The sequence below is a fragment of the Govania unica genome, assembly GCF_027920805.1.
GTDB classification, from domain to species: domain Bacteria; phylum Pseudomonadota; class Alphaproteobacteria; order Sphingomonadales; family Govanellaceae; genus Govanella; species Govanella unica.
The window spans coordinates 667,218-692,346 of the sequence record NZ_JANWOI010000001.1 but is presented as its reverse complement, the minus strand read 5'-3'; the positions used below and the strand labels follow the sequence as shown (position 1 = coordinate 692,346).

General features: G+C 61.2%; 25 protein-coding genes, 1 tRNA gene and 1 pseudogene. 9 read left to right on the top strand and 18 right to left on the bottom strand.

The genetic code is table 11. The annotated features are described in order from the left end of the window. Positions 1–86: 86 nt before the first annotated feature. On the bottom strand, positions 87–932 hold the full coding sequence (gene dapD / locus NYP16_RS03100) for a 2,3,4,5-tetrahydropyridine-2,6-dicarboxylate N-succinyltransferase (protein ID WP_274942650.1): 846 nt from the start codon (positions 930–932) through the stop codon (positions 87–89). Positions 933–998: 66 nt separating this feature from the next. After that, positions 999–1,679 carry a pyrimidine 5'-nucleotidase gene (locus NYP16_RS03095; protein ID WP_274942649.1) on the bottom strand — a complete coding sequence of 227 codons (681 nt, stop codon included), beginning with the start codon at positions 1,677–1,679 and terminating at the stop codon, positions 999–1,001. Between the two features lie 197 nt (positions 1,680–1,876). Between NYP16_RS03095 and NYP16_RS03090 the strand changes: the two genes are divergently transcribed. Both NYP16_RS03090 and NYP16_RS03085 read left to right on the top strand, forming a co-directional pair. Beyond that, positions 1,877–3,565 (top strand): sensor domain-containing diguanylate cyclase, encoded by a 1,689-nt coding sequence (locus NYP16_RS03090; RefSeq protein WP_274942648.1) that lies wholly within the window; start codon positions 1,877–1,879, stop codon positions 3,563–3,565. Between the two features lie 18 nt (positions 3,566–3,583). Then, entirely contained in the window at positions 3,584–4,849 is a 1,266-nt protein-coding gene (locus NYP16_RS03085; RefSeq protein ID WP_274942647.1) for a DUF2336 domain-containing protein, read from the top strand. A gap of 232 nt (positions 4,850–5,081) precedes the next feature. Here the strand turns inward: NYP16_RS03085 and argB are convergent, their stop codons facing one another. From argB to rpmH, 6 genes are all read right to left on the bottom strand, one after another. Further along, entirely contained in the window at positions 5,082–5,993 is a 912-nt protein-coding gene (gene argB / locus NYP16_RS03080; protein ID WP_274942646.1) for an acetylglutamate kinase, read from the bottom strand. A 54-nt stretch (positions 5,994–6,047) separates the two neighbouring features. Then, positions 6,048–6,725 (bottom strand): ribosome biogenesis GTP-binding protein YihA/YsxC, encoded by a 678-nt coding sequence (yihA, locus tag NYP16_RS03075; protein ID WP_346742459.1) that lies wholly within the window; start codon positions 6,723–6,725, stop codon positions 6,048–6,050. Then, positions 6,725–8,449 carry a membrane protein insertase YidC gene (gene yidC / locus NYP16_RS03070; RefSeq protein ID WP_274942644.1) on the bottom strand — a complete coding sequence of 575 codons (1,725 nt, stop codon included), beginning with the start codon at positions 8,447–8,449 and terminating at the stop codon, positions 6,725–6,727. The genes yihA and yidC overlap by 1 nt, the downstream gene beginning before the upstream one ends. 7 nt (positions 8,450–8,456) lie before the next feature. After that, positions 8,457–8,777 carry a membrane protein insertion efficiency factor YidD gene (yidD, locus tag NYP16_RS03065; RefSeq protein ID WP_274942643.1) on the bottom strand — a complete coding sequence of 107 codons (321 nt, stop codon included), beginning with the start codon at positions 8,775–8,777 and terminating at the stop codon, positions 8,457–8,459. Further along, a complete protein-coding gene (gene rnpA, locus NYP16_RS03060) occupies positions 8,774–9,193 on the bottom strand; it encodes a ribonuclease P protein component (RefSeq protein ID WP_274942642.1) in 420 nt (139 codons plus the stop codon). The genes yidD and rnpA overlap by 4 nt, the downstream gene beginning before the upstream one ends. Positions 9,194–9,270: 77 nt before the next feature. Beyond that, positions 9,271–9,405 carry a 50S ribosomal protein L34 gene (gene rpmH, locus NYP16_RS03055; RefSeq protein ID WP_274942641.1) on the bottom strand — a complete coding sequence of 45 codons (135 nt, stop codon included), beginning with the start codon at positions 9,403–9,405 and terminating at the stop codon, positions 9,271–9,273. A gap of 331 nt (positions 9,406–9,736) precedes the next feature. On the opposite strand from rpmH, the gene NYP16_RS03050 reads away from it, so the two are divergent. Beyond that, positions 9,737–11,110 (top strand): sensor histidine kinase, encoded by a 1,374-nt coding sequence (locus NYP16_RS03050; RefSeq protein ID WP_274942640.1) that lies wholly within the window; start codon positions 9,737–9,739, stop codon positions 11,108–11,110. A 142-nt stretch (positions 11,111–11,252) separates the two neighbouring features. Continuing rightward, a complete protein-coding gene (ybaL, locus tag NYP16_RS03045) occupies positions 11,253–12,974 on the top strand; it encodes a YbaL family putative K(+) efflux transporter (protein WP_346742436.1) in 1,722 nt (573 codons plus the stop codon). A gap of 26 nt (positions 12,975–13,000) precedes the next feature. Here the strand turns inward: ybaL and ggt are convergent, their stop codons facing one another. Continuing rightward, the gene (gene ggt / locus NYP16_RS03040; protein WP_274942638.1) at positions 13,001–14,731 is read right to left on the bottom strand and encodes a gamma-glutamyltransferase; all 1,731 of its coding nucleotides are present in this window, start codon (positions 14,729–14,731) and stop codon (positions 13,001–13,003) included. Between the two features lie 48 nt (positions 14,732–14,779). Then, the gene (locus NYP16_RS03035; RefSeq protein WP_274942637.1) at positions 14,780–15,634 is read right to left on the bottom strand and encodes a hypothetical protein; all 855 of its coding nucleotides are present in this window, start codon (positions 15,632–15,634) and stop codon (positions 14,780–14,782) included. A 194-nt stretch (positions 15,635–15,828) separates the two neighbouring features. On the opposite strand from NYP16_RS03035, the gene NYP16_RS03030 reads away from it, so the two are divergent. Continuing rightward, positions 15,829–15,905: transfer RNA gene (locus tag NYP16_RS03030), tRNA-Arg, on the top strand. Between the two features lie 191 nt (positions 15,906–16,096). Here NYP16_RS03030 and NYP16_RS03025 read toward each other — a convergent pair. The 3 genes from NYP16_RS03025 to NYP16_RS03015 all read right to left on the bottom strand — a co-directional run bounded on the left by NYP16_RS03025 (position 16,097) and on the right by NYP16_RS03015 (position 18,749). Beyond that, entirely contained in the window at positions 16,097–16,894 is a 798-nt protein-coding gene (locus NYP16_RS03025) for a COG4705 family protein (RefSeq protein WP_274942636.1), read from the bottom strand. Between the two features lie 10 nt (positions 16,895–16,904). Then, entirely contained in the window at positions 16,905–17,606 is a 702-nt protein-coding gene (locus NYP16_RS03020; RefSeq protein WP_274942635.1) for a transporter, read from the bottom strand. A 345-nt stretch (positions 17,607–17,951) separates the two neighbouring features. Beyond that, a complete protein-coding gene (locus NYP16_RS03015; RefSeq protein WP_274942634.1) occupies positions 17,952–18,749 on the bottom strand; it encodes an SDR family NAD(P)-dependent oxidoreductase in 798 nt (265 codons plus the stop codon). Positions 18,750–18,960: 211 nt separating this feature from the next. Between NYP16_RS03015 and NYP16_RS03010 the strand changes: the two genes are divergently transcribed. From NYP16_RS03010 to NYP16_RS03000, 3 genes are read left to right on the top strand one after another with little or no spacing between them, the layout of a single operon-like run. Then, on the top strand, positions 18,961–20,244 hold the full coding sequence (locus tag NYP16_RS03010) for an aspartate aminotransferase family protein (protein WP_274942633.1): 1,284 nt from the start codon (positions 18,961–18,963) through the stop codon (positions 20,242–20,244). An 11-nt stretch (positions 20,245–20,255) separates the two neighbouring features. Further along, entirely contained in the window at positions 20,256–21,308 is a 1,053-nt protein-coding gene (locus NYP16_RS03005) for a phosphotransferase enzyme family protein (protein ID WP_274942632.1), read from the top strand. A 13-nt stretch (positions 21,309–21,321) separates the two neighbouring features. Beyond that, the gene (locus NYP16_RS03000; protein ID WP_274942631.1) at positions 21,322–21,981 is read left to right on the top strand and encodes a TetR family transcriptional regulator; all 660 of its coding nucleotides are present in this window, start codon (positions 21,322–21,324) and stop codon (positions 21,979–21,981) included. A gap of 80 nt (positions 21,982–22,061) precedes the next feature. On the opposite strand, the gene NYP16_RS02995 is transcribed toward NYP16_RS03000, so the two are convergent. Both NYP16_RS02995 and NYP16_RS14605 read right to left on the bottom strand, forming a co-directional pair. Next, positions 22,062–22,499 (bottom strand): nuclear transport factor 2 family protein, encoded by a 438-nt coding sequence (locus NYP16_RS02995; RefSeq protein WP_274942630.1) that lies wholly within the window; start codon positions 22,497–22,499, stop codon positions 22,062–22,064. 155 nt (positions 22,500–22,654) lie between these two features. Next, a pseudogene (locus NYP16_RS14605) lies at positions 22,655–22,753 on the bottom strand (3-ketoacyl-ACP reductase); the annotation flags it as partial. Between the two features lie 119 nt (positions 22,754–22,872). Between NYP16_RS14605 and NYP16_RS02990 the strand changes: the two are divergent. After that, positions 22,873–23,298 carry an OsmC family protein gene (locus tag NYP16_RS02990; protein ID WP_274942629.1) on the top strand — a complete coding sequence of 142 codons (426 nt, stop codon included), beginning with the start codon at positions 22,873–22,875 and terminating at the stop codon, positions 23,296–23,298. A gap of 63 nt (positions 23,299–23,361) precedes the next feature. On the opposite strand, the gene NYP16_RS02985 is transcribed toward NYP16_RS02990, so the two are convergent. From NYP16_RS02985 to NYP16_RS02975, 3 genes are all read right to left on the bottom strand, one after another. Next, a complete protein-coding gene (locus tag NYP16_RS02985) occupies positions 23,362–23,685 on the bottom strand; it encodes a cupredoxin domain-containing protein (protein ID WP_274942628.1) in 324 nt (107 codons plus the stop codon). Positions 23,686–23,699: 14 nt separating this feature from the next. Further along, positions 23,700–24,224 carry a DUF4142 domain-containing protein gene (locus NYP16_RS02980; RefSeq protein WP_274942627.1) on the bottom strand — a complete coding sequence of 175 codons (525 nt, stop codon included), beginning with the start codon at positions 24,222–24,224 and terminating at the stop codon, positions 23,700–23,702. A gap of 539 nt (positions 24,225–24,763) precedes the next feature. Beyond that, a complete protein-coding gene (locus tag NYP16_RS02975) occupies positions 24,764–25,087 on the bottom strand; it encodes a hypothetical protein (RefSeq protein ID WP_274942626.1) in 324 nt (107 codons plus the stop codon). Between the last annotated feature and the right edge of the window lie 42 nt (positions 25,088–25,129).

Here is a 25,129-nt window from a genome sequence, read left to right as displayed (position 1 = left end):
ATCGATGTCATCCCCGCGAACGCGGGGATCCAGGGCCTGCAAGTAAGGCTGGATTCCCGCTTTCGCGGGAATGACAGTGACTTAAATTACGAGCGCAGAAGTTCGTTGATCGAGGTCTTGGAACGCGTCTGGGCGTCGACCTTTTTCACGATGACGGCGGCATAAAGGCTTGGGCCCGGGGTACCGTCAGCGAGCGGCTTGCCCGGCACAGCGCCCGGCACCACCACCGAATAAGCCGGAACCCGACCATAGTGAACTTCGCCGCTTTCACGATCAATGATCTTGGTCGAGGCGCCGAGATAGACGCCCATGGACAGCACAGCGCCTTCTTCGACGATCACACCTTCGGCGACTTCGGAGCGGGCGCCGATGAAGCAGTTGTCTTCGATGATCACCGGACCGGCCTGCAACGGCTCAAGCACGCCGCCGATGCCGGCGCCGCCCGAGATATGCACATTCTTGCCGATCTGAGCGCAGGAGCCGACGGTGGCCCAGGTATCGATCATAGCCCCGCTGTCCACATAAGCGCCGAGATTGACGAAGCTTGGCATCAAGACAACGCCCGGGGCGATATAGGCGGCGCGGCGCACGATGGCACCCGGCACGGCGCGGAAACCGGCGGCCCGGAACTTTGCATCGTCCCACCCGGCGAATTTCGACGGCACCTTGTCAAACCACGAGCTGTTCGCGCCCGGACCACCGGCGACGGTTTCCATGTCATTCAGACGGAACGACAGCAGCACGGCTTTTTTCAGCCACTGATGCACAACCCAGGAGCCGGTTTCCTTGGAGGCCACGCGGGCTTCGCCGGAATCAAGAAGACGCAGGGCCGTCTCCACCGCATCGCGGACTTCGCCCTTAGTGGCGGGCGAAATCTGATCCCGCTGGTCCCAAGCCTGTTCGATAACCGATTGCAATGCGGCCGCGCTCATATGCTGTTCCTTTACCTAATCATTGAATGGCCCAACTGATGGCAAAGCGGGCCGGTCATGTCAACCTTAAGAGGGCGCAACCTGAAGCAGAGATTCGAGCCAGGCGGTCAGGTCGTCGACCTGATGATGGACATAATCAGGCAGCCGGTCATCCGGCACCCCCGCCCGCGCCCATTCGTCGCCGCCGGTCACCCACACCGTTTCCATGCCAAGCGCCGCCGCCGGTTCAAGATTGCGGATGATGTCTTCGACCATCACCGCGCGGGTCGGGTCGATGTCATGGGCCACGAGCATCCCGGCATAGGGTTCGGGCCGGGGTTTCGGCAGATAGCTTGCGGCGCAGATATCATAGATCCCGGAAAAGGCATCGCGCACCCCGAGCCGGTCGAGCACCCGTTCGGCATGAGCCACGGAGCCGTTGGTGAAGATGATCTTGCGCCCGGCGAGCCCGGCGAGGGCCTTGCCGAGGCGCGGGTTGGGGTCCACCGGCGAGACGTCGATGTCATGCACATAGGCCAGAAATTCAGCCGGATCGAGGGCATGTTCCAGCATCAGACCGCGCAGGGTGGTGCCATATTCCACGTAATAGCTTTTTTGCAGCCGCCGCGCTTCGGCATGGGGCAAGCCCGCGAGCCGCATAACGAATTCGGTCATGCGCTGGTCGATGGCGGCAAACAGGTTGCAGCGCCCCGGATAGAGCGTGTTATCAAGGTCGAAGACCCATGTATCCCGGCCTTGAAAGAGCATCCGACAGCCTCGCCAATTTAAAGATCTCTTAACGCCTTCTGTATAGCCTGATACTGGCAAAATTGAAGTTATATAACGGTTTTGCTTGGTCCTCTGTAGCCTCCACCCACAGAAGACGCCGCAGAGTGAAAGTGGTCCAGATGGCTGCAAAGCAGCATGCAACGGTAACGGATCTCAGAACGAGGCTGGAAAATGGCATGAGAAGTGCGGTTACCGGCGCTGAAGACCTGCCCAAAATGGACGTCTGGGCCGGACTTGCCCATGCGAGCCTGGACCGTTTTCCGGGCCCGGCCCTGCTCATCGCGAGCGATGGCCGACAGGTTGAGGCCAATGTTCATGCGGACGTTCTGAGCGATGCCCTCGCCGATCGGCAATCGAGCCTTGCGGCGCTGGTGGAGCGCTGCAAAACCAGCGGCGCGCCGACCTTGCAAAAACTGACCATCAACAGCAAATCCGGCACGCGCCAGTTCGATATTCAGGCTCTGCCGGTGACCCTGCCAGATCAGCTGGGGGTGCTGCTGTTCGGGCGGGAAGTCACCCTTGAACATAATCTCACCAATGCGCTGGTCGAATCGCGGCAGATGTTCAAGGATCTTTTGACCTGTTCGGCCGATTTCGCCTGGGAGACCGATGCCCAGGGCATCTTTCGTTATGTCTCGCCGCGCGGAGCCTTTGGCTATCCTGCCCATGAGCTGACCGGACGCCCGGCCCGCAGCTATCTTTCCGAGCCGGATGCCACCCGCTCGCCCTTTTCAACGCAGAGCCGGATCGAGAGCACAACCATCACCATCCGCCGCAATGACGGCGGCCGTGCGACCGTCCATCTGGCCGCCACCCCCATCCTCAACCAGAAAGGTGACTGGCTTGGGGCCCGTGGCATTTGTCGGGACATGACCATGAGCCAATACCAGGACACCGCCTATATCCGCTTGCAGGCCCGCCATCAGCTGATCACCGACCTGACCGCGCTCACCCGCGATCTGGCGGAAAACGAGCGCATCCTGAGCACCAGCGCCGCCGTCATCGCCAGCGCCATGGCCGCCAATTGCTGGCTCCTGCGCCGCGAGGACAACCACCTTGTGGCCGATGGCGACATTGGGAACAGCCAGATTGAAAGCCTGATCGAAAGCCTGACCCGCGATCTTGGCAACGACCGCCTGCGCCGTCAGTCTCCCATCATCGAAGATCTGGACGGGCAGCCGGTGGTCATTGCCATGACCCGCCTCCATGGCCAGATCAATGGGGCCTTGATTGTTCTCCGTGCCCCCGAGCATACGTTTGACGACCATGACCTGACCCTCCTCGATGAAGCCGCCGAGCTCCTGAGCCTGACCATCGCGCAGGTCGAAAATCAGACTGTCATTGAACGGCTGACCACCCTGGACTCTCTGACAGGACTCCTCAATCAACGCAGCTTTCTGGATTTCGTCGCCACGCGCATAACCCATCAGCGCCGCACCGGGGCGTTGTCCTCCCTGCTGCTGCTCGAGATCGATCATTTCGAGACCTTGCAGGACCGCCATTCGCCGCTCACGGGCGACAGCGTGCTGCGGCAGATCGGCGATATGTTGCAGCAACGTTCCCGCGCCGGTGACGCCATCGCCCGGCTTGGCGGCTGCCGCTTCGCGCTCTGGCTTGAGGACACCGCCACCGAGGGCGCCGTGCACAAGGCCCGCCATATCATCCGCAGTTGCGAGGACATCACCGCCGGACGGGTCACCGGCCTCAGCCCGGTCAGCGTTTCCGTCGGCATCGTCGGCGCCGAACCGCGACCGGGCACGAGCCTTAACGGTCTGATGGAGGCGGCCGAAGCGGCGCTCCGTCATGCCACACGCAAGGGGCCGGGGAATTTTGCCCTTGGCGCCGTCATCCCCGCTGATTACTAGAACCGGCGGGAGATGAACATGCTGAAGCCGTTGCGAAACTTGCTGGAATTATGGACGCCGCGATCCTTGCCGGAGGATCTGAGCTATGAAGGCGCACGCCAGGTCCTTGAAGGCCGCGAGCAAAGCAACCTTCAGGCACTTGCCGCGCGCACCGATATCCAGCCCGAAATCCTCTACTATCTCGCTACCCATTCAGCCCCCGACGTGCGGCAGGCGGTGGCCGGCAATCCGGCAACGCCGCATAAGGCCAACCAGTTGCTGGTCACGGATCATGTCGATGAGGTCCGCGCCGAACTCGCGCGTAAAATCGCCCGCCTGCTGCCCGATAGCGACGATGCGGAACGCACCCTGCTCCGCGACCGCACGATCGAGCTTCTTGAGCAACTGGCCCTTGATCAAGCACCGAAAATCCGCCAGATCCTGGCCGAGGAACTGAAGGCCTCCACCACCGCGCCAAAGGCCCTGATCCGTTGTCTCGCGCGCGACCCCGAACTGGCCGTGGCCGCGCCGGTGCTTGAATATTCGCCGCTGCTGTCCGACGAGGATCTGAAGGAAATCATCGCCTTTTCCAGTGTGAAGGGCGCCCTCAGCGCTATCGCCCGCCGCGGCCTTGTGAGCGAGAGCGTGGTCGAGGGCATCGCCGCTGCCCTCGACGTGCCCGCCGTTGCCGCCCTCCTCGCCAACCCGCAGGCGGATATCCGCGAGGACACGCTGAATTTCATCATCGACAACGCCGCCGCCATCGAAGACTGGCATGCGCCTTTGGTGCTGCGTCCCAATCTTTCGCTACGGCTGATGCGGCGCATTGCCGGGTTTGTCGCCTCCTCGCTGATCGAAGTCATGGTGCGCGCGCAGGATATCGCGCCCGAGGATGGCGCGGTTTTATTGAACAGGGTGCGGGAGCGCATCCAGAGCGAACCGCTCGGGGCCGAAGACAAGCTTCAGGTGCAGGCTACCGTCACCGATCTTTTTGTCCGCGGGGCGATCGACGAAAAATTCATCATCGATGCCATCGATGGCCAACGCCGGGATGCGCTCTGTCAGGCGCTCGCGCTGCTTGCGGATCTCGCGGCCCCTGACGTCGATAAAATTTTCGAAAGCCGCAATGCCCGCCGCATCGTCGCGCTGGCCTGGCGGGCGCAGCTGTCCATGCGCACGGCCTTCCGCCTGCAGGCCGAGGTGGCCCATGTGCCACACCGCCAACTCGTGAACGCGCGGGACGGGGTAGACTACCCCTTGTCCCCCGCCCAGATGGCGGCGTTGATGGAGCCATTTCAGCGGTAAGGCTTGTGGGGAGTGAAGGGCTGGATTGCTTCGGCTGCGCCTCGCAATGACGGATAGGTCGTCAATGTCATCGCGAGCCGCGTAAGCGGCGTGACGATCCAAAGCTTTGGGACATCCCGGCGCAATCATAACCATCACCCGGGCTTGACCCGGGCATCCATAGGACGAGCAGGCTGAGACATGGATTGCCGGTGTCCACGCCCGGCAATGACAGGGAACGGGGGGACGGTAATTAAATGTCTTCGCGGCGGAGGATGGTGCCGACGCCGTGTTCGGTGAAGACTTCCAGGAGGACGGCGTGGGGCACGCGACCGTCCATGATGACTGCGCCGGAGACGCCGCCTTCGACCGCGTCGAGCAGGCTTTCAATTTTCGGCACCATGCCGCCATGGATGACGCCATCCTTGATGAGGCGGTGGGCTTCGGGGGCGGTCATGTTTTCGATCAGTTCACCGTCGCCGCCGAGCACGCCCGAGACATCGGTCAAAAGCAGCAGCCGTTCGGCCTTCACGGCCTTGGCGATGGCGCAGGCCATGGTGTCGGCGTTGATGTTATAGGTGGCTCCGTCCGCGCCGAAACCGATCGGGGCGATGACCGGGATGATGTCCGAGCGGATGAGGTTTTGCAGGAAGGCCGCGTTGACCACATCGGGATCGCCGACAAAGCCGATATCGAGCACCTGTTCGATGTTCGAATCGGGATCGCGCCGGGTGCGGGTCACTTTCTTCGCCTGAACGAGATTGCCGTCCTTGCCCGAAAGGCCGATGGCCGAGCCGCCCGCTTCATTGATGGAAGCGACGATTTCCTTGTTGATGCGGCCCGAAAGCACCATTTCAACAATTTCCACCGTCGCTTCATCGGTGACCCGAAGGCCGTCAACGAACGAGCTTTGGATTTTCAACCGGTCGAGCATCTTGGCGATCTGCGGGCCGCCACCATGAACCACCACGGGATTGAGGCCGACCTGCTTCAACAGCACGATGTCCCGGGCAAATTCCCGCGCGCGTTCGGAATCGCCCATGGCATGACCGCCGTATTTGATCACGAAGGTCTTGCCGGCATAGCGGCGCATATAGGGCAATGCCTCGATCAGCACACCGGCCTGTTTGAGCCACTGCTTCTGATATTCCTGCTTGTCCGACATACGCAAGGGCCCTCTCTACTCAGGGTATGGAGCTGAATTTCGCCGCCTTATAACTCAAACGCTGCGGGGCGCAAAGGCGGCAATTTTGGCGCGGAGTTCGGCAATGCCGGTGCCATCTTCGGAACTGGTCACAATGACCTCTGGATGGGCCGCCACGTGACGGCGGATCTGGCCGACGACAGTATCGTGAATAGCCGCCTGCTCGGACGCCGACAGCTTGTCGAACTTGGTCAGGACGACCTGATAGGACACCGCCGTTTCATCGAGCATGGTCATGATCTCGTGGTCGGTTTCCTTGACCCCGTGCCGCGAATCGATCAGCACGCAAACCCGCTTGAGGTTCGGCCGTCCGGCGAGATAGGCCCGCAGAAGTTGGGTCCAGCGCTCCACCGTGTCACGCGAAATGCGGGCATAGCCATAGCCCGGCAGATCGACGAGACGAAGTGCGGTATCCTTGCCACCGAGACGGAAGAAATTCAGCTCCCGCGTGCGGCCCGGCGTGTTGGAGGTCCGAGCGAGCGTGTTGCGCGCGGTGAGCGCGTTGATCAGGCTCGATTTCCCGACGTTCGAGCGCCCAGCGAAGGCGATCTCGGGCAGCGACGTATCCGGAAGCTGACCGAGGCCCGCCACGCCAAGCATGAAGGTGCAGGACTGGGCGAACAGCCAGCGCCCATGCTCGATCGAGCGGGCGAGCGCGGCTGCGTCCTGAGCGCCATTCTCATCCCCACCCATTACGCTGCTGCCCGCGCGGCGACGCGCTTCTGGATCACCCATTGCTGGAGAATCGACAGCGTGTTGTTCCAGGTCCAGTAGATCACGAGACCAACCGGGAACGGTGCAAGAATGAAGATGAAGATCAACGGCAGGAACTTCATGATCTGGGCCTGAACCGGATCGGTCGGCGCCGGATTGAGTTTCTGCTGCAGGAACATGGTCAGACCCATGATCAGCGGCCAGATGCCGATCGCCAGCATATGCGGCGGATTCCAGGGGATGAGCCCGAACAAGGTGGTGAGCACCATGGGATCCGGCGCGGACAGGTCATGCACCCAGCCAAAGAACGGCGCATGGCGCATTTCGATGGTGACATAGATGACCTTATAGAGCGCGAAGAACACCGGGATCTGCACCAGGATCGGCAGACAGCCCGCCATCGGATTGAGCTTCTCTTTTTTATAAAGCTCCATCATTTCCTGCTGAAGGCGCGGCTTGTCTTCCTTGTAGCGTTCCTGCAGCGCCTTCATCTTGGGCTGCATCTGTTTCATGCGGCCCATGGCTTCGTAGGATTTGTTGGCCAGCGGGAAGAAGGCCAGCTTGATCAGCACCGTGAGCGCCAGAATCGACACCCCGAAATTGCCGAAAATATTATGGAAGAAATGCAGCAGCATGAAGATCGGCTTGGTCAGCCACGGATACCAGCCCCAGTCGACGCCATCCTTGAAGCGCGAAATGCTGAGCTTGTCCTGGTAGTTTTCAAGAATGCTGACGACCTTCGCACCTGAGAACAGATGGCTTGTGGCTTCGATGCTGCCGCCGGGGGCGAGCGTTTCGGCCGGCATCTTGTAATCGCTCTGCCAGCGGTCCTGATCGTCTTTCTTGGTGTAGCTGAAGCGGCCGTCAAAGGTCTTGGACTGATCAGGCACCAGCGCCGTCATCCAGTATTTGTCGGTCATGCCAAGCCAGCCGCCCTGCCCGCTGTGGGCGATGCGGCCGTCCTTGCGCCAGCTTTTGTATTTTTCCTCGACCAGCGTTTCGCCGAAGACGCCGATGGCCCCTTCGTGCAGCACCATCATGTCGGCGGTGACCGGCGTGCCATGGCGCGAAATCAGACCGTAAGGCGTCAGCGACACAGTCTTGTCACCGGTGTTCTGAACACGCTGGACGACCGTGAACATATAGTCGTCATCGACGGAGATCTTGCGCGTGAACAGCAGCCCTTCGGGGCTGGTCCAGCTGAGCGTCACCGGCTTGGCCGGTGTGAGTTCGGTGCTGTCGGCGGTCCAGAGCGTGGTCGCGTCCGGCACAGCCACGGCGCTGCCCGCGGTGGCCCAGCCGAAATCGGCGAAATAGGCGCCGTCGCTGCCGGCCGGGGACAACAGGGTCACATCCGGCGAATCCTTGTCGAGCGTGACTTTGTAGTTGGTCAGGGTGAGGTCATCGAGACGGGCGCCCTGAAGCGCAATCGAGCCGCTGAGTTTCGGTGTGTGCACCGCGATTCGCGGCGACCTGGCCAGCGCCTCCGCCCGGGTCAGGACCCCGCCGGCCTCGGCTGCTTCGGGAACTGGTCCGCTTGCGCCTGGGGCTGCGGCTGGCTTGGTGACCGCCGCATGCTCGGCCGCGGCCTTTTGCGCCGCGAGCTGGGCGTCGCGGGACGGGCCCATGTAAAAATGATCGAACGCGACCAGAATCACGAGCGACAGCACAAAGGCGATGATCAGGTTTTTGTTATCTTGCATCCGAAACTCAACCGCAGTGGGGGTGCCGGTGACCGGTACCATGAGGTTTATGGGGGGCCGGACTCACGTCCTGTCCCTGGACGCCCACAGGCGGCACAGGGTCAAAACCGGATCCACCCCAGGGGTGACAGCGCGCCAGACGGCGTAGAGCGAGCCACAGGCCCCGCAAAGGACCATGGCTTTCAATCGCCTCAAGCGCATAGGCAGAACAGCTCGGCATATAACGACAACGCGGCGGCAACAACGGCGAAACAACCAGCCGGTAAATTCGGATCGGCAGTAAGACCGCCTGTATCCCCACCTGTTTCAGCGTCTTGAGCAGCGTCATGTTCCCGAGACCTCGTCAAGCCTGTCCACCCCGCCTTCCGGCGGTCTGGCGCGCGTAACCTTAAGCTTAGTGAGGGCCGTCTTCAAGTCGGAGATCAAGAGGTCATAGGGCCGGGTGGCGCTTTCGGGCCGGGCAATCAGGACAAAGTCATATCCGGGCCGGGCGAGATCCGGCAGCAGGCTTTCGGCCAGCACCCGAAGGCGGCGTTTGGCCCGGTTGCGAACCACCGACCCGCCGACCTTGCGACTGGCGGTGATGCCATAGCGGTAAGGCGGCCGGGGGTCATTTTCCTTGCGCGGCGTCATCAACGCCACCTGCAGCATCAAACCCGGCGTCGACCATCTGCGCCGCACCTCTGCCACGCGCAGAAATTCCGGGCGCTTCTTCAGGCGGCATATGGGTTTGGCTGGAGTCATCAATCGGTCCGGAAAACAAAGACGGCCGGCACCGGGTAGGCCCGGGCCGGCGCGGCTTTACGAAACTCGGATAAAAATCAGGCCGAGAGGCGCTTGCGGCCCTTGGACCGGCGCGACGCAATGATGCGACGCCCGCCAACGGTCGCCATGCGAGCGCGGAAACCATGACGGCGCTTGCGCACCGTGTTGCTGGGTTGAAATGTACGTTTCACCTAAATCACTCCGTCGTGATTGGGCGCGACACATCATTGGCCGCTGCCACCCTTGAACTAAGGCCCGCTGTATAGAGGCTTGGGCCGATGAAGTCAACTGACCTCAGAGCGCTTTTGCCCGATCGGTCGGCGAGCCCCCGGCCCGCCTCAGAACCCGCCCCAGAGTCGATAAAGGCCGCGACTTGAAGAGCGCAGCAGTCACCGCGTATAATGCCCCGTTCGGGCTATGGTTCCGAATCATACGGACCGCCTTATTTTTGTGATGATCAGGGGACAGCGGCTGCTCAAGACATCTACAGGTCGCCGTCTGCTAGGACGGCCTAGATATGGCTTGTCCGCGCGGCTGCTGCTGCTGACGGTGCTGTTTGTGCTGTTGGCTGAAATCCTGATCTATGTTCCATCCATCGCCCAGTTCCGCCGCGACTGGCTTGAGGACCGGCTGGCGGCGGCGCAGATCGCCGCCCTCGCCCTTGAGGCGACGTCGTCCCGCATGGTCAGCCATGACCTTGCGAACGCCCTCCTGACCAGCGCCGGGGTCGATGCCGTGGTGCTGAAACGCGGCGAACTGCGCAAGCTTATTCTCGGCTATGACATGCCGCTTGAAATTTCCTCATCCTATGACCTGCGCTCGGCCGCGCCCTGGACGCTGGTGGTTGATGCCTTCAAGACCTTTTATCTGGATGACTCGCGGCTCATTCAGGTTACCGGGTCGTCGCGGAAGGGAGTCGGGGAATATGTGCAGATTCTGATCTATCCGGATGATCTGAAGCAGGCCATGGCCGATTATTCCCGGGGCATTGTGGTGCTGTCGATCATCATTTCGCTGTTTACCGCCATTCTGGTTTACATCTCGCTTCATCTCATTCTGGTACGACCGATCCGCCGCATCACCCGCAGTCTGATGACCTTTCGGGAGGCTCCGGAAGCGGTCGGCTCCGCGCTGACGCCGAGCCCGCGCCAGGATGAAATCGGTCAGGCCGAACGCGCCCTAAGCGACATGCAGACCGATTTGCGCGCGGCGCTCACGCAGAAAACCCGGCTCGCCAATCTCGGCACCGCCGTCAGCAAGATCAATCATGACCTGCGCAATATTCTGGCCAGTGCGCAGTTGCTGTCGGACAGGCTGGCCACCACCGACAATCCCATGGTGCAGGCGCTGGCGCCACGCTTGATGCAGGCCATCGACCGCGCCATTGCGCTTTGTTCGTCGACGCTTGTTTATGGGCAGGCTCAGGACCTGACGCTGGAGTATCAGCCGGTGGCGCTGAGGCCGCTTGCCGATGACATCGGACTTGCCCTTGGGCTTCAGCCGGACAGTCCTGTGGCCTGGCATAATGCCGTGCCGCCGGACATGGTGCTTGATGCCGATCCCGCCCAGTTGCATCGCATCCTGCTTAATCTCGCGCGGAATGCCGTGCAGGCGCTGACCGGCCCGGCCGCGAACGCCGCCCGGCCCGCCGCCATCACCATGACCGCGAGCTTTTCCGGCAAGAATGTCATCATTGATCTGAGCGATACCGGCCCCGGAATCTCGCCGCGTGCCCGTGAGCATTTGTTCGAACCCTTTTCCGCCGGCAGCACTACCGGCAGTAGCGGCCTTGGCCTCGCCATCGCCAAGGAGCTGACCGAAGCCCATGGCGGCAAGATCGCGTTGCTTGAAAGCAGCACCGAGGGGACAACCTTCCGGATCACGCTTCCGCGCTAGGATTTTATTGCTGGCGGGGGCATTTTTTATGCTTTTTTTGCCATAAGGGCATTGTCGGAACGGCACCCATTCCCCATATAGGAGACCTTACATAAAGCCATGACCTGCAAGACCACATACGTGGAGAGGAGCGCCCCGACGGATGACGCATCACATGCCGCTAATCACGATGCTGGTGTCCGGTTTAGGGCTTGCGTTCATTCTAGGTGCGATTGCCCATCGTCTTAAAATTTCCCCCCTCGTCGGCTATCTTCTGGCCGGGGTTATCCTCAGTCCGCTGACCCCCGGCATCACCGCCGATACCAAGATCGCAGCCGAACTGGCCGAGGTCGGCGTCATTCTGCTGATGTTCGGGGTGGGGCTGCATTTTTCCTTTAAAGATCTGTTGTCCGTCAAAGCCATCGCCGTGCCGGGTGCTGTGGTGCAAATCACCATCGCCACTTTGCTCGGCATGGGACTTGCCTATCTTCTCGGCTGGCCGCTGATCAGTGGGTTCGTGTTCGGCATGGCGCTCAGCTGCGCGAGTACGGTGGTTTTGCTGCGGGCCATGCAGGAACGCCGCCTGATCGAGACCGAGCGCGGGCGCATCGCCGTCGGCTGGCTGATCGTCGAAGATCTGGCCATGATTCTGGCGCTTGTGTTCATTCCCGCCATCGCCGGACTTGTGCACCCCGAAGGCCTCGCCGAAGGCGTGGCCCAAAGCCATAGCAGCCTGGTCGCCGCCCTGGCCATCACCATCGGCAAGGTCATCGCCTTTTTCGCCGTCATGCTGATCATCGGCCGCCGGGTCATTCCCTGGATTCTGCATCACATCGCTCATACCGGATCGCGGGAATTGTTCCGGCTCGCGGTGCTGGCCATCGCTTTGTGCAGTGCTTATGGCGCGGCGGTGCTGTTTGAGGTGTCCTTTGCCTTGGGCGCGTTCTTTGCCGGGATGATCCTGAGCAGTTCGCCCTTGAGCCATCGCGCCGCCGAGGAGACCCTGCCGCTTCGGGACGCTTTCGCCGTGCTGTTCTTCGTGTCGGTGGGGATGCTGTTCGATCCGAAAATTCTCCTGAACGATCCGCTGCCGGTCCTCGCCACGCTCGGGATCATTCTGTTCGGCAAATCCATCGCCGCCTTTTACATCGTCCGCGCCTTCGGTCATCCGACCAGCACCGCCTTTACCATCTCGGCCAGTCTGGCGCAGATCGGGGAATTTTCCTTCATTCTTGCGAGCCTTGGTGTGTCGCTTGGGATTCTGCCGAAAGCGGGCCAGGATTACATTCTGGCCGGGGCCATTCTGTCGATTCTGGCCAATCCGATTCTGTTCACCCTGATCGACCGCCTGAAAGCCAAGCTGAAGAAACCCGAGGGCGAGGTTGCGGAAGACAGCAAAATACCGCCCAAGGTGATCGAGGAAGCCGCCGCCCTGCTGCCCACAAGCCTCCACGATCATATGGTCGTGATCGGATTTGGCAGCGTCGGACGGCTGGTTGTGAGCGCGCTCAAGACCAGGGCCGTGCCGTTTCTGGTGGTCGAGATGAACCATCAGCGACTTGAGGCGCTGCGCGCCGCGAATATCGAGACCATGAACGGCAATGGCGTGTCGGCAGAGCTTTTGCAGGCGGCCAATGTGACCGGCGCAAACTGTCTGTTTGTGACCGTGCCCGATACCTTTGAAGCCGGGCAGATCGTCTCTCAGGCCCGCGCCTCGGCCCCGGATCTGAAGATCATCGCCCGCGCCCAGGGGGATGAGGAAGTCGACCATCTGGTGAAATGCGGGGCCTCGATCGTCGTCATGGGCGAACGCGAGATTGCGCGCGGGATGATCGCCGATATCTTTGGGGAAGAGCCGCCGCAGAGTGCGCCGCAGGTGGCTTAGACTCCGAAGGATCCAGACTTACAGCTTTAATCGCCCAACGCTATGCCTTCGCGGCGGGGGTCGCCAGCGCCGATGATGCGGCGGTTCTCGCCGTCGCCTTCGATCACGAAACCATTGAGACCGCTTGAGATGCGACGCAAGGCCACCTCATGCCCGAGGGCGCGGAGGGCGGCCGCGTCGGCTGCAACCGGCGTATCCTCCTCAAGCGTTGTGACCCCGTTCTGATTGATCACATGCGGCAGCGCCACAGCGGCATTGACCGGCAGCTTCCAGTCGATGAGGCCGGTGAGCGCCCGGGCCACATAGGCGATGATGGCCGGACCGCCGGGTGAGCCCATATCGATGCGGAGCTGATCCTTGTCATCGAAGACGAGCGTCGGCGACATGGCCGAGCGGGGGCGCTTGCCGGGTTCGACCCGATTGGCCACCGGCTTGCCATCCATGGTCGGCTCGAAGGCGAAATCGGTCAGTTCGTTGTTGAGGAAAAATCCGGCGACAAACAAGCGGCTGCCGAAGGCGCTTTCGACGCTGGTGGTCATGCTGACCGCGGCGCCGGTGTTGTCGATAATGGAAAAATGGCTGGTGGCGGGCAGTTCGGGGGTGAAGCTTTCGGCTGCCACGGGGGCTCCGGGCGGGGTGCCGGGTGCGGCTATGCCCATGCTGCGCGCCGGGTTCACAAGCGCCGCACGGCTTTTGAGATAGCCCGCATCGATGAGCCCGGCCACCGGCACGCTGACTTTGTCGGGGTCGCCGATATAGCGATTACGGTCGGCATAGGCGAGACGGCTCGCCTCGGCGAACAAATGCGCGGCCTCCACACTGTTCGGGCCATATTGCGCGAGATCGAAGTGATCAAGCACCCCGAGAATGCCAAGCACCGTGGTGCCGCCCGAGGACGGCGGGCCCATGCCGCAGACCTTCATGAGCCGGTATGGCCCGCAGATCACGGCGCGTTCCTTGGGCGTATAATTTTTGAGATCCTCAAGCGCGAGCGCGCCGGGGTTGAGCGCGGCACCCTGCACTGCCGCCACGATGTCTTTCGCCAAAGGACCTTCGTAAAAGGCGCGCACGCCCTGGTCGCGCAACTGTTTCAGGACCTGCGCATAGGCTGGATTTCGCAACAGGCTGCCCGCCGCCCGCGCCTTGCCGTCCGGGGTAAAGAGATAGTCACGCGCCGCCGGGAATTTGCGCAGCAAGGGATCGGATTCGGCCAGGAATTGCAGGCGCGGGGAAATGACAAACCCGTCTTCGGCCAGTTTGAGCGCCGGGCCGAACAGCTTGTTCCAGGGCAGTTTGCCATGTTCGCCATGGGCCATGGCCAGCATGGCGAGGACGCCCGGCGTGCCGACCGAACGGCCGCCCGCCACCGCGTCCAAAAAGCCGTCGCGGGTTTTCGGGATGGCGGCAAACAATTCGGGTGTTACTGCCTGCGGCGCGGTTTCCCGGCCGTCATAGCTTGTGAGGACAGCGGGATGATCCGTCGTTGCGGGGGCGTAATAAACCATGAAGGCGCCGCCGCCGATGCCCGAGGATTGCGGCTCGACCAGCGACAGCACCAATTGGACGGCAATGGCAGCGTCGATGGCATTGCCGCCCGCGCGCAAAATCTCCCGCCCGGCGTCGGCTGCATAGGGATTGGCGGCAACCACCATCTGGCTTTTGGCGGTGACCGCCGGACGCTCCAACGCCGCGAGTGGCGGGACGGAGACGGACCAGAACAGCAGGCAGACGGCCGCTATACCCCAATGCTTTTTCATGATCGCCCCTTTGTAACAGCCGCCGATTCGCCTGTGGTCTTAGTCAGTTCATGGTTTTTTGACATAAATGCGCACGATCACCGCCTGATCCGGCAGTGTGGCAAGCGCGAGCGTCTGGTGGGAGGCCGGGACCTTGAGCCGCTGCAGCTCGGCCATCATTACACGCAGCGCCTCCTGCTGCCGGGCGAGGCTGCCTGTGGGGCCTGAGGCGATGAGATCGAAGGCCACGTCAGGCACGGTTTTCCGCAGCGCCGCGATGGCCGGAGCGAAATCGTCGCCCAAGGCTGGAGCCTTGCCCGCGAATGTAATGGTGGCAAGCGCCGTGCGCGTGCTGTCATGCACCACCGACGGACCCGGCGCACCAAACGACGCGGGCGTCAGCACGGCGAGACGGTTGGATTCAAGGTCGAGCAATTGACGACGGGCAACGTAACGCGCCGAAGCCGAAGCCACCGTCTCGGCCACACCAGCCGGCAAGGCCGCTGTTTTGCTGAGATCGATGCTGTAATTCGCAGCGGCTTCTTCGGCGGCGCGCAGGTCATCGACGGCAGCGCCGACCCGGCTCAGGGCCGATTGCGCCGCGCCCCAACGGGTGGTCAGGCTGTCTTCGGTCGGAGGGGCAGCCAGAAACTTGTCGAGCCGAGGCAGATACTCGGCATAAGCCTTGGCGGCGGCCTGATCGGCCGTATTGACACGAGCGTCGAAGGCCTTCAACCGCGCCTCCACCTCGGCCGAGGCAGTTGCCGCCTTCGCCGCTGCCGGTGCGCCCAGATCCGCCGGTTTGTCAGACCCGGCCGGGCGCTGCACGGTGCTGAGATCCGGCCAGTTCTCCCCGGCACAGCCGCCAAGCGCCAGCAGTCCTGCCAGCAAAACACCCGGTCCATAGGCCGAAATCGCCGCCATCCCCTTAGTCCTTTCCAAGATTTGCGCCGACTTTAGGGCATCCGACCATCGCCCCACAAGCAAGCGATCCCGAAAGGCGCAAAAAAATGCACGGAAAACTGCAAAAAAATGACAGAGACCGCTTGCCAAGTCTAACCGATCCCGCTAGGTTGCGCGCATTCCGCAGGGGTAAACAACCACCCCGTTTGATATGTGCGCCCGTAGCTCAGCTGGATAGAGCACCAGACTACGAATCTGGGGGTCAGAGGTTCGAATCCTTTCGGGCGCGCCATTCCACTGAAGACACGAAATCTGCCATTCTTAGTTGGGGCTATTCCCCAACTAAAGACCAGACGTCGGCAAAGCTTGAGCCGGGAGCTGCAGACCGCTTTTGCTGTCCAACTTCGCGCTTTGGGCTGAGTGGATTGGGAGAGAGACCCAGCCCCTGTCTTTGCCTGAAAAAACCCTCAAGCAGCATGATGATTAGTGCGTAGCCTGTTGCCCCGCGCGTTGCGGGATGACACGGATCAGCACGATGATGGCCAAGGCCAGCACGACCGAGGCCAGTGGCCGACTGAGGTCTAGCCCGCCCTTGGCCAGTGGCTTGTCCAGGAAGTCGCCGACGGTGGCGCCGAGCGGCCGGGTCAGAATGAACGCGGCCCAGAACAGCATCACACGCGAGACATGTGTCCAGGCATAGAGCGCGGCCAGCACGGCCAGCGCGGCTCCGAACACCAGCGCTCCACCCGAATAGCCAAGACCCGCGTCCGCGATCCAGTCGCCCAGCGCCGTGCCCAGGGTCTGCGAGAAGGTGATGGTCACCCAGTAGAAGATTTCCACCTTCGACCCCACCACCGTGTTCACCGAGATGCTCCCCTGGCTGCGATACCAGCTGAACAAGGACAGGAGGACACAAGCCAACAGCAGCAGCGAGCCACCCGGATAGCCGATCCCAAGCGACCTCGTGGCGAAGTCCGCAAGCGTTGTTCCGGCCGTCGTGGAGGCGACGATGGTCGCCCAATAGAGCCAGGGATGAAACCGTTGCGCGCGGATCTGCGCCCAGACCAGTCCGATCAGCAGGATGCCGAAGATCGCGGTGCCGATCAGATAGCCGCTCACCCAGGATTGTGCGGCATTGGGCGTGGTTTCGCCCAGCCAGCTCATGGTGACGCTGTCCCCGCCGGTTTCGCCCAGCGTGGTGGCCAAAATCTTGATGATCCAGAAGCCCAGCGTGACAGCGGGCACCTTGGTCAGTGCGGCGCGCAGCTCTCTATCCGTCATTCGTCTCTCCTCACAAATCGAGCCCAAGGGCCAAGAACGCGTGGAAACCCGCCGGACCGCCATGATCCTCAAACGTCGGCCCGCCGGAGGCGAGCAAGCGGAACGGCGCCTTCATCTGGTAGATCCCGCCAAGGCCGAGGCTGGTCGAGGCATGGCCGTCGATCGTGTCGGCCCCCTGGCGATCGGCCTCCAGGCCGAGCAGCAACCGTTCGCCAAAATGCCGGGTAACGGCGATGCCGCCGGTCCAGTAATCCCGGTTTCCGGCACCCGGATTGATTGCATAACCGCCACCGCCGAAGATCGACCAGGGCCCGGCATCCTTCTGCACCCAGATCGGCAGAAGGGCGCTTACCCGGCCGTTACCCATGCCGTTGCTGGCGGTCGGCAGGGTGACGCCCGGAAACAGCGCAACCTGAATCCCGGCGGCTTCGTTCTTGAAGAAGCGATATTTGGCGGAAAATTTAACATCACCGGCCCCCGAGCGCCATCCCGTCGAATCATGGGCATACTGAACCGGCAGACCAAGGGTCAGCTGCAAATCCGGCAAGGCGCCATAGTTCAGTTCCACCCCGGCAGCGCCTTCGTAATCGGCGCCCCGTCCCGCGGCTTCAATCAGGGGTGCGTAAATTTCCCAATGGCCGGTCTCGGTCGGTTCCGGATCGTCCGTCAGAAAGGGCGGACCGGCCGCAACGCTCTGCGGAAGACAGGCCATGAGCAGACATGCCGCAACGCTGAACAGAGCACCTGATCGTGAAATCATAAGGGCAACCTATTATGGATATCGGCTCACGAGATGCGCGCTGTCCTACTTATGGGTTGCAGCCGTCATCGGCGACATCATGAATGAATGTCAGCATTTGGGAAGCGTCAAATGGACTTTCTGCGATCATAACTCGGCGCGCCATTCTTCAAAGCCGTGCGGGCTTTCCGCAAACTTTCATCCGGAAGCAGACTGACGGTGGCGCATGCGGTCGGGCAGGATCGGCTGAGGCATGTCAAGTCGATACGGATTGACTTGCTGCATGCCATCAGCCGATGGCCATGGTAAAAATCGCGCTCAGCCTTCAACGATTTTGTCGAAGAACGTCATCCCGACGTTGGCAATCAACGAGCCGCCATCCACCGCCAGCACCGCGCCGTTGACGAATGAAGCCGCGGGCGACAGCAGCCAGGCAATCGCCTCAGCGGCTTCATCGGATGTTCCCGCGCGACGCTGGGGCACAAACTCGCTGACCTTCGCATAAGCGCCTTCAAGATCGTCCGCGATCTGCATCGTTTCCATTTCTTCGTCGCCCATTTCAGTGCGTATCCAGCCAGGCGCGACGATATTGGCGCGCAGACCGTGGCGCGCATATTCATAAGCGATCACCTGGGTCATCAGCGTCAGTCCCGCTTTCGACGCCGAATAAGCGCCGAGCCCGGGTCCGGTCTGCATTCCTCCCACCGACGAGATCGAGACAATCGCACCTTTTCGGGCAAGCAGATGGGGCAACGCCGCCTGCGCCAGGACGAACGGTCCGGTCAGGTTGATTGCGATCTGCTGGTTCCAGTCCTCCAGCGCGATTTCACCGAAATTAGCATTGATAAGAATGCCCGCGTTCAGAACCAAGCCATCCAGCCGACCAAACCGCGCGACCACATCCGCGATCAGCCCGCGCGCCGTTTCAGGATCGCTAATATCGGCCACGAACGGATGAATCCCGCCATAGGCGGCAACCTTGTCGAGCGCCTCGCGCCGACGACCGCAAATCACGACCTCATGATCCGCCGCCAGACGGCGCGCTGCAGCGGCGCCGATGCCGGTTCCGCCGCCAGTGATGAGAACAACCGGCTTGCCGTCATTCTGTTTATTCATGCACCCCTCCCAATACTGCAAAAGTCGAATATATTCTGGTATTTTTTTTATGTCTAGGCGAGTAGACTGGACATGACTTGATACATTTCATACAAACTCAAACATATTCGATCTAACCATACCCAACAAGGGATGATTGCGATGCGGCTGCAACCGGGCTTTATCCTGCCGCTTTCTTCCCTATCCACATCTTTTTCAGAAAGGCCTGACGATGTCGTCTGATAGCACCCTGCTCGAACGGCGTTTCCGCGTCATGGGACGCAATGCGCCTCTCTTTTACGATCGCCCCGTCCACCTTGTGCGCGGCAAGGGCGTGTGGGTTGAGGATGCCGACGGCCGCACTTATCTTGACGTATATAACAACGTCCCCAATGTCGGCCATTGTCATCCCCATGTCGTTGAGGCGATTGCGCGGCAGGCTGCGACGCTGAACCTGCACACCCGCTATCTGCACGAAACAGTGGTGCGTTATGCCGAGCGCTTGACCGCGACATTCGACGGATCGCTGAACGCAGCCACCTTCACTTGCTCGGGAACGGAGTCGAACGAACTCGCCCTGCGCATGGCCCGCTATCGCACCGGTGGCAAAGGCATCATCGTCAGCGACTTCAGCTATCACGGCAATTCCGAGACGCTGGCGTCCGTCACCACCTGTTTCCCGGTGCCGGAGCCTTTCCCCGCTTTCGCGCGGAAGGTCGCGATCCCCGATCCCTTTCGGGATCGTCAGGGCCGGTCCGACGAGGAACTCGGGGATTATTTCGCTGCAAAGGTCCGCGAGGCCGTGCGCTCCCTCCAGGCCGATGGCATCCCTATCGCCGCCCTGCTGATCGACCCCCTGTTCGCCAACGAAGGCTTGCCCGAACTGGTGCCGAACTATGTCGCCAAGGCAGTCGGAATCGTCCGCGAGGCCGGGGGCCTGTTTATCTGCGATGAAGTCCAGGCTGGTTTCGGGCGGACGGGCGACGCCATGTGGGGGCACCAACTCGCCAATGTCGTTCCCGATATCGTCTCGCTTGGTAAGCCCATGGGCAATGGCCACCCTATCGGCGGTGTGATCGCAGCCTCGGACCTGATCGATTCCTTCGGCCTGGCTGCGACCTATTTCAACACCTTTGGCGGCAACCCCGTCTCGGCGGCGGCGGCGACGGCCGTGCTCGACGTGATCGAGCAGGAATCGCTGCTTGAAAATGGCCGCCGCGTCGGCGCCTATGTGCGTGCGGGGCTCGAACGTCTGATGGCGCAACATGCGATCATCGGCAATGTCCGCGGGCACGGCCTGTTCTTCGGGCTTGAACTGGTGGAAGATGACGCCGCACGCACACCGGCCACAGCCAAGACCAAGCGGCTCGTCAATATGATGCGGGATCGCGGCATCTTGCTCAGCAAGATCGGCCGTTACGACAATATCCTCAAGATGCGCCCCCCGATGGTGTTCACCGAGGAGAATGCGGATCTGCTTCTCTCCGCGCTTGACGACGCGCTGAACGCGCTATGAAAGAGGCTGCCATGACCGACTTCTATACCCTCTCCGACGCAGAACAGATCGCCCGCCTCGAAAATCTGGCGAAGGTCGCGCTGACCCGCTGGGACGGCACGTTCGATCAGGTGAAACTGATCAAGTATCGCGAGAATGCGGTGTTTTCCGCCCAACGCTCGGACGGAACGAAAGTTGCCGTCCGCGTTCATCGCCATGGCTACCATTCCGATGCAGCGCTGCTTTCCGAACTGCATTGGATGCAGACGCTGGCCGATGCCGGGATCCCGGTGCCGCCGATCGTGCGCGCCGCCTGCGGATCGCCCTTTATCAAGGCGGAAGCGCCCGGCATCCCCGAGCCGCGCCAGGTCGATCTGCTCGGCTGGATGGCCGGGAGCCCGGTGGGATCGTCCGAGGACGGCCTGTCGCTTGATCCCGAGAGTGCGGAGCGGCTCTTTTTCGATGCCGGAGTGCTCGCTGCCAAAGTGCATGACCACACACAGGCGATGGCGCTGCCCGAAAACTTCACACGGCACGCCTGGGATGAGAATGGCCTGATCGGCGATGAGCCGCTTTGGGGTCGTTTCTGGGAATTGGAGGCCCTGACACCCGACCAGCGCGATTTGCTGCTCCGTGCCAGCGCCTGCGCCCGCCGTGACCTTGCGGCGTTCGGGAGGAATGCTGCGAATTACGGGCTGATCCACGCGGATTTCGTGCCCGAGAACCTGCTGTCCGAAAATGGGCAGCTCAAGCTGATCGATTTCGACGATTGCGGTTTCGGCTGGAACATGTTCGAGCTCGCAACCGCGCTCTATTTCAATATCGACGAGCCTTACTACCCCGCGATCGAGCGCGCGCTTTTTGCTGGATACCGATCCGTCCGCGCACTTCCGGCGGAGACTGAGGCACTGCTGCCGCTCTTTCTGTTCCTGCGCGGCACCACCTATCTCGGCTGGATACAAACGCGCCCGGAAACACAGACGGCTCGCGAACTCGGGCCGATGCTGATCGCGCGGCTGTGCCAGCTTGCGGCGACCTATCTTGCGGAAGCGGCGCTTCCCGTGTCCGAAGGGCCGGCGGGGTGATGGAGGATCTCGGATGAAGGCGGAAGGGCGCCCGGCAACGACACAAGCGCGCGGCCGCAAACGCCGCGATGCCCTGCTCGCTGCCGCGCGCGCGTTGCTGGCGGAACGGGAAAGCGATAAGATCACGCTGGTGGATGTCGCGGAGCGCGCTGGCATCCCCAAAAGCTCGGCCTATCATTTCTACGCCGATATCTTGGAACTGTATAACGAGCTGGTGGCCATACTCGATACCGAATTGCAGGCCGTGATCGCCCAGCCCATCACTCCTGTGACCGGCTGGGAACAGGTGGTCGGCGAAGTGATCGACCGTGCCGCCGCTTATTTCGAGGCCCACCCGGCGGCGCAGCAACTGATGCTGTCATCGCAGACGCCGCCCGCCGTCAAACGATCGAGCCGACGCGCGGATATCGAGACGAGCCACCTGATCGAACAGCATATCGACACTCATTTCGTCATGCCGGACATACCGGACAGGAGCCGGATATTCTTCCATGCGGTCGAAGCGGCCGATCTGATGTTCGGATTGTCGCTGTTCCAGCATGGCATGTTGCTGGACAGCATGGTCGAGGAGGCGAAGAAAATGGCCTGCGCCTATCTCGGCCTTTACCTTCCGCGTTTCCTCCGACGCCGCGACGACACGCCGGCCGCGGGCGTTGTCGTCCCTGCCGCTTAAATTCGGGATCGCTCGCGTGCCCGGTCGTACGCGCCCGGTCGTACGCGAGGGCGCACGACCGGCAGGACGGCATGGCTTGCTCAGGCAAGATCCGCTGGAAGCGCATGGTCCGCGCTTTCGTTGTCCCAACACATGGCGGCGATGCGCCAGCGGTCTTCGGTCTTGACCAGCATGAAGGCGTTCACGCCGCGCCGTTCATCACCCTTGTTGATGCGGGTGGCGAAGCTGCTCATGGCGATGGCGGTGTTGCCGAAAACGCGCACATGATGGCCGATGGTATGTTCCTCGAAATCCACCAGATTGCCGTCATCGCGCTGTTTCTGCATCATCGCGACAAAGGGCTGCACCGTGGTTGGCTTGGCCGGTCGGGACGCCGGGATCAACAGGGCTTCGTCCAGACAGGGGGCGGCGAAACCGTCCCAGTCCGGTGCCGCTTGCGGGCTCCAGGTGATCGACCGGAACATGGTATCGATCAGGGCTTCGATGGCTTTGATGTCTGCGGCATAATGATCGGTCATGAGATCTCCCCCGATGGTGATAGGCGATATTTTCTAACGGACTTTGATCACCGGCGAGGCCGGGTGCACATAAAGTTCTGTGCGTCCGCGGGAGAACCGTCAAGCTATCCAAAAGCATGTCCAGGTAGTGCCCGAAAGGCCAGTATCGCCGCCCGTCAGATCAATCCGCCCTTGGCGCGCAGTGTCTGACCGTTGATCCAGCCGCCGTCCGGCCCGACCCGCTTGACAATGGCAGGGTCCGCGCAGGACAGTTGATGATTGTATTTCCATGCATGTTGCACATGACTTTGTGAGTCCGAGGCCGGCGAGGCGTTTCTGCTTCCGCCGGAGGTTTCGAAATCTGTTCATCCTGTTCAATTCAAAGGAGACTGTGATGGCGATCAGAACGGCAGAAGCGGAATGGCACGGCAGTCTGGCGGAGGGCTCGGGCCATATGCGGCTTGGGAGCGGGGCATTTGACGGCCCCTATGACTTTCGCTCGCGCATGGCCGACGGCAAGGGCACCAATCCTGAAGAACTGCTGGGCGCGGCCCATGCGGGCTGTTTCTCCATGGCGCTGGCTTTGCAGCTTGCCAATGCGGGCCACAAGGTCGAGCGCATACACACCCACGCAAAAGTCCATTTCGAACAACGGGACGGCGGATGGTCCATTCACCGCATCGACCTCGATACAGAAGCCTCGGCCGCCGGTCTGCCGGAGGCGACGTTTCAAGAACAGGCCGAAGCCGCCAAGACAAACTGCCCGGTGTCGCGGGCGCTTGCCGGCGTCGACATTCATCTGACCGCCAGGCTCATATAGTCCAAGGCACGCCTAAGGATGCAGTAAGCTGACCTGAGCTTGCTGCATCCTTCTTTCGTGTCTTCATTTCGGGACGATGGAGAGACGGCCCGTCATGTTGGGATGAAATCGACAATAGTAATCGACCGCGCCCGGGTTTTTCAGACGCAGAGTTGCTGTCTTGCCGGGCGCGATCACGACGTTCCAATCGCCGTTCCGCGCCGTGGCGGTATGAGCGACAATATCCTTATTGACCCATTTGATGGTGTCGCCGACCGCCGCCGACCTTTCCGTCGGCGCATAGGCAATATTATCCATCACAATCTCGATCGTTTCGGCCTTAGCCGAGAGCGACATCAAGCCGGTCAGAACAACCAGCACCCCCATCAGAGCTGGTTTTAAGGACATCTTCGGACCCTGGATCATTTCAGTTCAGACAGAACTTTTTCAGCATGTTGTTCATGGCCCTGAAAAAGCGTCAAGCCGGTCTGGAGAAAGCTTTTGAGTTCGGCATTGCTGGCGGACGGAATGAGTGTGTCGGCAAGGCTGCCATTCACCATTTTATGATAGGCGACCTCGTTTTCCATATAGGCCCGATCGAAATCGCCATCCCGCATCTTGCCGAGGTCCGCATATTTGTCCTTGGCCTGCTTCGCCAGGCTTAGGCTGGTGTCGTTCTCTTCCAGGGGCATTTGGAGTTTCTCTGAGAGAGCCAGCAGCTTTTTATTCACCGCCATATGGTCCCGGATCATTTGCTCGGCAAAGGCCCGGACGACTTTGTTCTTTGAATGTGACATGGCCTGCTTGGCGGCGTTGATATCGATTTCTCCCGCGCTATAGGCGATGTGGGAAATCTGCGGATCGGTGAGTTTTGCTGCGTCCTGAGCCGAAGCCCCTCCGTTCAACAGGAAAACGGTGGCCAAAGCCATGGTCAATCTGGCAAGCATAGGAAATCTCCCTTTTGGTTGCGGTCTGCGGATAAGACTGTTTGCTTCCTGAGACGCTACGCAACTGGCAGGGGTCGAGCACCGCCTGCCTTACCAAATGCTTTTCATGAACTTTAGTGGTAGATTTTTCATCTTCAACGCCCATATCAGAACCACAACAGCCCCCCGTCATGCGGAGAGTGGGTGATCATGTCTTCGGTCAGATGGAACCAAACGCTTCGCCGCTCTGATGCGGGCACTGTCCGTGATGACGTGAAACTGTAGCACCAAATGCGTAGACAAAACACCCGGATTACGGGCTTATGTGACAGGCCATGACTGTCAGCGGGCGCCATGGAAGACTTTATTTTTACATTCCAATTAGATAATGGGAATTATGGCCCGCCTCACCCGCTGCGGCCGCAGATTAGGGAATCGACGGTTTTTGGCCCCTGCCCTGCTTTCAAACAAAAAACGCGCTTTCAAATAAAACGCGCTGGCAAACAAAAAACCGCCCCGGATCGCTCCGGCGCGGTTTTCTTGAAAGGGAGGTCTCCGGCCTATTCCGTTTGGCCAGGGGCGCGGCCTGAGGCACCGGCGGCGGCGGCATTGAAGACGCGCATGACGAAGGCTTCGTTCCATTTCATACGCTCGGCCAGCGTGGCCGGGTCGGGCTGATAGCCTTCGATGGTGGCGCGGTCGGCGAGGCCAGCTTTTTCGATCAGCCGTTCGAGGCTATCGAGACGTTCGTACAGCACAGCCATCTCCCCGGCCATGGCCACCGTGATATCAAGCAGCTGGTCGATCGCCGGATCGCTGAAAAACTGCGGGCGCGGGCCGGGGGGAGTCGCGATGGTCCTTTTCACTGCGTCTAATTTATCCATCTTTACTCTCCTTAAGTGCCGGGCGGATCACCGCTTATTCAT

Coding starts and splice junctions, on each gene's coding strand:
- yidC (WP_274942644.1), bottom strand. CDS start 8,449: ATGCAAGATAACAAAAACCTGATCATCGCCTTTGTGCTGTCGCTCGTG.
- dapD (WP_274942650.1), bottom strand. CDS start 932: ATGAGCGCGGCCGCATTGCAATCGGTTATCGAACAGGCTTGGGACCAG.
- NYP16_RS03025 (WP_274942636.1), bottom strand. CDS start 16,894: ATGACGGATAGAGAGCTGCGCGCCGCACTGACCAAGGTGCCCGCTGTC.
- NYP16_RS03090 (WP_274942648.1), top strand. CDS start 1,877: ATGAGAAGTGCGGTTACCGGCGCTGAAGACCTGCCCAAAATGGACGTC.
- NYP16_RS03095 (WP_274942649.1), bottom strand. CDS start 1,679: ATGCTCTTTCAAGGCCGGGATACATGGGTCTTCGACCTTGATAACACG.
- NYP16_RS03005 (WP_274942632.1), top strand. CDS start 20,256: ATGACCGACTTCTATACCCTCTCCGACGCAGAACAGATCGCCCGCCTC.
- NYP16_RS02990 (WP_274942629.1), top strand. CDS start 22,873: ATGGCGATCAGAACGGCAGAAGCGGAATGGCACGGCAGTCTGGCGGAG.
- ggt (WP_274942638.1), bottom strand. CDS start 14,731: ATGAAAAAGCATTGGGGTATAGCGGCCGTCTGCCTGCTGTTCTGGTCC.
- NYP16_RS03035 (WP_274942637.1), bottom strand. CDS start 15,634: ATGGCGGCGATTTCGGCCTATGGACCGGGTGTTTTGCTGGCAGGACTG.
- NYP16_RS03015 (WP_274942634.1), bottom strand. CDS start 18,749: ATGAATAAACAGAATGACGGCAAGCCGGTTGTTCTCATCACTGGCGGC.
- yidD (WP_274942643.1), bottom strand. CDS start 8,777: ATGACGCTGCTCAAGACGCTGAAACAGGTGGGGATACAGGCGGTCTTA.
- NYP16_RS02980 (WP_274942627.1), bottom strand. CDS start 24,224: ATGCTTGCCAGATTGACCATGGCTTTGGCCACCGTTTTCCTGTTGAAC.
- yihA (WP_346742459.1), bottom strand. CDS start 6,725: ATGGGTGGGGATGAGAATGGCGCTCAGGACGCAGCCGCGCTCGCCCGC.
- NYP16_RS03020 (WP_274942635.1), bottom strand. CDS start 17,606: ATGGCCTGTCTTCCGCAGAGCGTTGCGGCCGGTCCGCCCTTTCTGACG.
- ybaL (WP_346742436.1), top strand. CDS start 11,253: ATGACGCATCACATGCCGCTAATCACGATGCTGGTGTCCGGTTTAGGG.
- NYP16_RS03010 (WP_274942633.1), top strand. CDS start 18,961: ATGTCGTCTGATAGCACCCTGCTCGAACGGCGTTTCCGCGTCATGGGA.
- argB (WP_274942646.1), bottom strand. CDS start 5,993: ATGTCGGACAAGCAGGAATATCAGAAGCAGTGGCTCAAACAGGCCGGT.
- NYP16_RS02985 (WP_274942628.1), bottom strand. CDS start 23,685: ATGTCCTTAAAACCAGCTCTGATGGGGGTGCTGGTTGTTCTGACCGGC.
- NYP16_RS02975 (WP_274942626.1), bottom strand. CDS start 25,087: ATGGATAAATTAGACGCAGTGAAAAGGACCATCGCGACTCCCCCCGGC.
- NYP16_RS03085 (WP_274942647.1), top strand. CDS start 3,584: ATGCTGAAGCCGTTGCGAAACTTGCTGGAATTATGGACGCCGCGATCC.
- rnpA (WP_274942642.1), bottom strand. CDS start 9,193: ATGACTCCAGCCAAACCCATATGCCGCCTGAAGAAGCGCCCGGAATTT.
- NYP16_RS02995 (WP_274942630.1), bottom strand. CDS start 22,499: ATGACCGATCATTATGCCGCAGACATCAAAGCCATCGAAGCCCTGATC.
- NYP16_RS03000 (WP_274942631.1), top strand. CDS start 21,322: ATGAAGGCGGAAGGGCGCCCGGCAACGACACAAGCGCGCGGCCGCAAA.